At 43.4% G+C, this 5,091-nt stretch carries 7 protein-coding genes; 6 read left to right on the forward strand and 1 reads right to left on the reverse strand.

Going from position 1 to position 5,091, the window contains the following annotated elements; all coding sequences use genetic code 11:
- The 4 genes from F7C14_RS03200 to F7C14_RS03215 form a co-directional block, all read left to right on the forward strand.
- On the forward strand, nucleotides 1-966 hold a 966-nt coding region (locus tag F7C14_RS03200), incomplete at its 5' end, for a NosD domain-containing protein (RefSeq protein WP_290899873.1).
- A complete protein-coding gene (locus F7C14_RS03205) occupies nucleotides 953-1,774 on the forward strand; it encodes an ABC transporter ATP-binding protein (protein ID WP_290899875.1) in 822 nt (273 codons plus the stop codon). The genes F7C14_RS03200 and F7C14_RS03205, both read left to right, overlap by 14 nt.
- Nucleotide 1,775: 1 nt before the next feature.
- On the forward strand, nucleotides 1,776-2,585 hold the full coding sequence (locus F7C14_RS03210) for an ABC transporter permease subunit (RefSeq protein WP_290899877.1): 810 nt from the start codon (nucleotides 1,776-1,778) through the stop codon (nucleotides 2,583-2,585).
- A gap of 6 nt (nucleotides 2,586-2,591) precedes the next feature.
- Nucleotides 2,592-3,263 (forward strand): helix-turn-helix domain-containing protein, encoded by a 672-nt coding sequence (locus tag F7C14_RS03215; RefSeq protein ID WP_290899878.1) that lies wholly within the window; start codon nucleotides 2,592-2,594, stop codon nucleotides 3,261-3,263.
- On the opposite strand, the gene F7C14_RS03220 is transcribed toward F7C14_RS03215, so the two are convergent.
- Nucleotides 3,264-3,923 carry a phosphoglycolate phosphatase gene (locus F7C14_RS03220; protein WP_290899880.1) on the reverse strand — a complete coding sequence of 220 codons (660 nt, stop codon included), beginning with the start codon at nucleotides 3,921-3,923 and terminating at the stop codon, nucleotides 3,264-3,266.
- A gap of 50 nt (nucleotides 3,924-3,973) precedes the next feature.
- On the opposite strand from F7C14_RS03220, the gene F7C14_RS03225 reads away from it, so the two are divergent.
- Entirely contained in the window at nucleotides 3,974-4,807 is an 834-nt protein-coding gene (locus F7C14_RS03225) for a tetrahydromethanopterin S-methyltransferase subunit H (RefSeq protein ID WP_290899882.1), read from the forward strand.
- Nucleotides 4,804-5,091: DUF2193 family protein (locus tag F7C14_RS03230; protein ID WP_290899883.1), on the forward strand; the 288-nt coding region annotated here is incomplete at its 3' end. The genes F7C14_RS03225 and F7C14_RS03230, both read left to right, overlap by 4 nt.

Below are 5,091 nucleotides of genomic sequence, written 5' to 3' on the forward strand. Positions count from 1 at the left end.
GATTACAACATCATCGAAGACTGTTACTTGGTTGGTTTGAAGAATGTGGACATGAACTACAGAGGAGATGCGATATACCTCTGGTATTCAAAACACAACATAATAAGAAATGTTACGATGCTCTACTTCCAAGACGGAATTTACAGCGAGCATTCATATTACAATAAGCTGATCAACAACAAAGTTGCGTATTCTCGTTACGCTGTTCACAACATGTACTGCACAGATTACCTGATCGACGGCATGGTTTCCTTGCAGAACATAGCTGGTTACGTGATAATGTATTCCGCAAATATTACCATAAGAAACAGCATTGCCGAAGTTAACTGGAGAAGTGCCGTTGGAGAGGGAATCTTTGTGATAGAAACCGATAACGTCCTAATTGAAAACAATACTGTTTATGCCGGAATATATGGAATGGAGATCAAGAGAACTCCCTACAGACCGGGGCACTATGCGATAGTAAGGTGGAATACGATCGCCTACAATCAGGTAGGAATTTCGGTGGACGAGGAAAGTGCCGTGACCTTCTACGGAAACAGTTTCATAGAGAACGTGGACAACATCGAAGCGATTGGGGACATAGGGAAAAAAATGAAGTGGTACAGCGAGGAGCTTAAAGTAGGGAATTTCTGGGACACGTATGCTGGATTTGACAAAAACAAGGACGGAATTGGAGATCTTCCCTACGTGGAAAGGAGTTTTGCCGAGTATATTATCGACAGCTATCCAACTTTAAGGATTTTCATGTACACCCCCGCATATCAGGCTTTGGAGACGATGTCGAAGATATTTCCGATAAGTCCGAAAATTAGCGTTTACGATCCTTATCCTTTAATGAAACCGAATATTAATCTGAATTTGGAGAAGGAGACAAACGTAAATGCCCAGATGTTATTTGCCTCGGTCTTTCTTGTATTGGCATCCGTGTTAATCATTTGGAGGTATGGTTATGGCGGTTATTGAAATAGAGGAGGTTTACAAGGAGTATGACGGATTCGTAGCGTTAAACGAGATAACGCTATCATTGGATAAGGGATTGACCTTGCTTCTTGGACCCAACGGAGCTGGAAAGACGACTCTTTTGAAATGCATCGTCGGGCTGTTAAACTTCGAAGGAGAAATTCGGGTCATGGGTTACGATGTTTTAAGAGAAGCGGTGAAAGCGAAAAATTTCCTTGGTTACCTCCCTCAAAAAGTTTCCATCTACGAAAATATGAAGTGCTATGAAATTGTAAAATTCTTTTCTGAATTGAGAAAGATTGATCTGGACGTTGAGGAGGTTCTTAAATTAGCGGAACTTGAAGATGAATACTACTCAAAATTTGGAGAGTTGTCTGGAGGAATGAGGCAGAGATTTGCTCTTGCGTTACTCCTCGCTTCCGATCTCCCGGTTCTAATTCTCGACGAACCGATGAGCAACTTGGACCCAATGGGAAGGAGGAAGTTTGAAGGAATGCTGAGGGATCTAAAATCTGATAAAACGATCCTCGTTAGCTCTCACTCTCTTGGCAGCTTGTTGCCTTACGCCGATAGGGTGGTCGTTATGAACGAGGGAGAGGTTGTTTTCGACGGAGAGCTCGATCGATTTTTGTCCATGCTTGATGAGAAGTTCAAAGCTCACGTCAAAACAAGCGAAGGATGGTTTACGATAACAGCAAAAACGTTCGAGGAATTCATGAGCAGCATAGATGGAAGAATCGTAAAGGAGGTTATTTTCGAAGAGATACCGATTGATCAGCTTATAGCGAAGATAAGCGTAGGAGGTGAGTGACTTGTTCATTTTAATTAAAAAGGAGCTTTCGGACTCTCTGAGGAACAAGTGGCTCACTTCTTATGCTGTAATGTACATGCTAATCGCTCTGGGTTTATCTTACTTCTCTCTCCTTGGCATAAGCGGTCTCGGATTGAAAGCCTTAGGGAGAATCACCGCAAGCCTGATCAACCTCACGATATTTTTGACACCGCTGGCATCTCTGATGCTTGGATCTACGAGCATAGTTAGCGAAAGAGAAGCTGGATCGCTGGAATGGTTGCTATCTCAGCCGGTGAGCAGAAGATCGGTGATACTGGGCAAGTTTTTGGGACTAACCCTGGCTATTTCCATAGCAACTGCATTAGGTTACGGATTTGCCGGACTGTTTCTATCGATGCAGCTTCCTTCCGAGGATCTGCCTAAATACTTGGGTCTGATTCTCATATCCTCAGCCTTAGCAGCGGTTGGAGTAGCTATAGGAATCTTCGTTTCCATAACCTCTCGAGGTAGGTTTGAAGCTTTAGCGACCTCGCTTTTACTCTGGCTGACATGGGTCATAATCTACGACCTTTTAGTTATGGGAGCGAGTATCGCCTTTGGATTGACGTATCTAACGATCTTCCTCCTCCTTGTTTTAAATCCAGTGGAGAGTTCAAGGCTCTTAATGGCGTATATAATAGATCCAACTCTGAGCTTTCTCGGATTGACTGGAATGCTTGCCGCGAGGGACATTTGGAATTTACCGCTGTTCTTAGCGAGTGTAATCTTTGTGTGGTGTCTGCTACCTTTAATAGCCTCGTTTAAACTCTTCGCAAAGAAAGATGTGTGATCGAATATGCCGGGGATGAAGGAAGTAGTAATCAAGATGAAAATGACTCCCCACACTTGGGTTAGAAAGATAATATCAGAGGACCCGCTCCAAGTGAGAATTCTCGACTGCAGATCCATTCAAGGGAAGGATGGTGTAATAGAGCTGTTCGAAATTAGAACAGACGGTAAGAATGTGGACAAGATAATCGAGAAGCTGAAGAAGTGCGGCGAAATTTACGACTTAGAAATACTTGACAAGGACTATAGGAGAGGAGAAATCGTGGGAACTCTCAAAACAACCCATTGCGACGTTTGCAAGCACTTCACTCACCTACCCGACTGCTTTCTTGGTTCTGCAGATTACGAGCTGAGAGACGGCTACGTTTACTGGAAGCTTCTTTTAACTAACGAAGATTTGAAACTTCTGCTCAAAAAGTTCGAAGAGATGGGCGTGGAAATAGAAATAGAGGAAATGTCGAGCTACGAACATCATGAAGACTCTCTGACGGTGAAGCAGGAGCAGATAGTCAAGCTCGCTTGGGAGATGGGCTACTTCGACACTCCAAGGAGGATAAGCCTCAAGAAGCTTTCGGAAATTCTTGGCATATCTGCACCAACCCTTTCGGAAATTCTGAGGAGAGGATTGAGAAAAATTGTGAAAGAGTACTTCGAGAAGGTAAGTAGGAGAAAGAGATAGCTAAATTAAACCGAGAAATTCGAGTGCCTCAACAACACCATCCCCATTTGGCTTGGACGTAACGACATCTGCAACTCTCTTCAGCTTTATGTCTGCGTTAGCCACGGCAATTCCAATTCCCGCCACTTCAAACATGTCTATGTCGTTTTCAGAATCTCCTATGGCAGCCACTTCCTCAAGTCTTATTTCAAGCTTTTCTGCTATGAATTTCAACGCTTTTCCCTTACTCACTTCCCTGTCGGTGATGTGGTAGGCAAAGCCTGAGTCGATTATTCTCACGTCTTCGGGAAGAAGTTTCCTTGCCTCATCTATTGGAAAAGTTCTCCTCAAGCAGACCTCCGATTTTCTGTAATCGTTATCAAGCAATTCAATTCTGTAGTACTTTTTGAGAATTTCCACAGCCTTCAAGCACTTGCTTTTATCTCCAAGAACTATATCCTCTCCATCGTAGTCGAATCTAACAACTCCACCGTTTTCGCATATCACCACGTCTGAAACTCCTATGAGCTTGGCAGCCGTTCTTGCAAAGCAGGAGATGTTTCCCGTGGCTAAGATTATCACAGCGTCGACTTTTCTTAAAGCTTCAACGGCTTTACAGTTCAAACTTCTGTCCTTGTATGTTAGAGTTCCGTCGATGTCTATTGCTATCGCTTTTATCATCGCTGTGTGGTTTTCGAAACGTATTAATAACTTTTAGCTTTCCTGAAAACATGATTCCCGGATTGAACTTCGATAAAATCGTTCTGATCGGCAGTATTTTCTATTCAAGACACGCGATAGTTGAAGATCACAGCAAAGGAATCTTCAACAGGGAAAAGGCGGAGGAACTGATAAACAGGCAGGAAGAACTGGCTGATAAGTATCAGCTTTCGTCAACTCTTGACGTTGTCGCTGAAACTGGAGAAGCTATGGTGAAATACCTCGATTTCATTTTCGATCATTACGACAAGCCTTTCATCCTCGACGGTTACGTTGAGGCGAGAGTGGCTGGATTAAAATATGTCATCGAACACGGACTTTCCGACAAAATAATCTACAATTCCATAAATCCGATTAACACGAAAGAAGAGCTCGAACTAATAAAAGAGGCTAAGATAAGGTATGCGGTCATTTTTGACTACGATCCGTCTTACACCACTCCGACAAGAAGGCTCGCTTTGCTGACCGGAGATGGTAGAAAAGAGGGGTTAATTCAAAAAGCAAAGGCATTGGGAATTAGAGATTTGCTGATTGATGTTGTTCCAACGGATATTAAGAGCTTGGGGGAAGTAATCGAGACGCTCCTCCTCGTTAAAGCCACTTACCCTTATCCGGCTGGCTGCGGACCGGCTAACGTTTCCTACTACATGGCGGAGTACCTCAAAAAAGAGCTCGACGTAAAAGTTCTCGTTAGCAGTGTTGACAGCGTTGCCCAGCTTTTCAGCGACTTCCTTTTTTACGGTCCTATCGAGAGAAGTGATGTAGCTTTTGAAAGCGCATTTATAGTTGAGGAGGTTAAAGAAGGGTTGAGCACACCGATCTACAAAATGGTGGTGTCAAGATGATAGGGGAAATCTTAAATGAGTCTCTGAAGCTACAAGAAGAAGCTGTTAAGGCTGTAGAAACTCACAGATTTGAGGAGTTTAAAATCGTTCACGCGGAAAACTTCGTGGAAGCTGTTAGAAATATGAGTGTAAAGGATGGACAGAGCGAAAGCGCTCTTAACCTCTACAGAATGAGCCTGATAAACCACTACGAAATTTCGAAGAGTTTGACTGAAAGCGTGTCCCCAGTGGAATCAGCCTTTCTCGAATGGATGCAAACTCCGGTGGTGATGGAAATTCTTTAC

The sequence above is a fragment of the Ferroglobus sp. genome, assembly GCF_015521575.1.
Classification (GTDB): domain Archaea; phylum Halobacteriota; class Archaeoglobi; order Archaeoglobales; family Archaeoglobaceae; genus Ferroglobus.

What these genes read in the sequence shown, in the direction of transcription:
- F7C14_RS03205 (WP_290899875.1), top strand. Translation starts at nt 953, where the DNA reads ATGGCGGTTATTGAAATAGAGGAGGTTTACAAGGAGTATGACGGATTC.
- F7C14_RS03215 (WP_290899878.1), top strand. Translation starts at nt 2,592, where the DNA reads ATGCCGGGGATGAAGGAAGTAGTAATCAAGATGAAAATGACTCCCCAC.
- F7C14_RS03225 (WP_290899882.1), top strand. Translation starts at nt 3,974, where the DNA reads ATGATTCCCGGATTGAACTTCGATAAAATCGTTCTGATCGGCAGTATT.
- F7C14_RS03220 (WP_290899880.1), bottom strand. Translation starts at nt 3,923, where the DNA reads ATGATAAAAGCGATAGCAATAGACATCGACGGAACTCTAACATACAAG.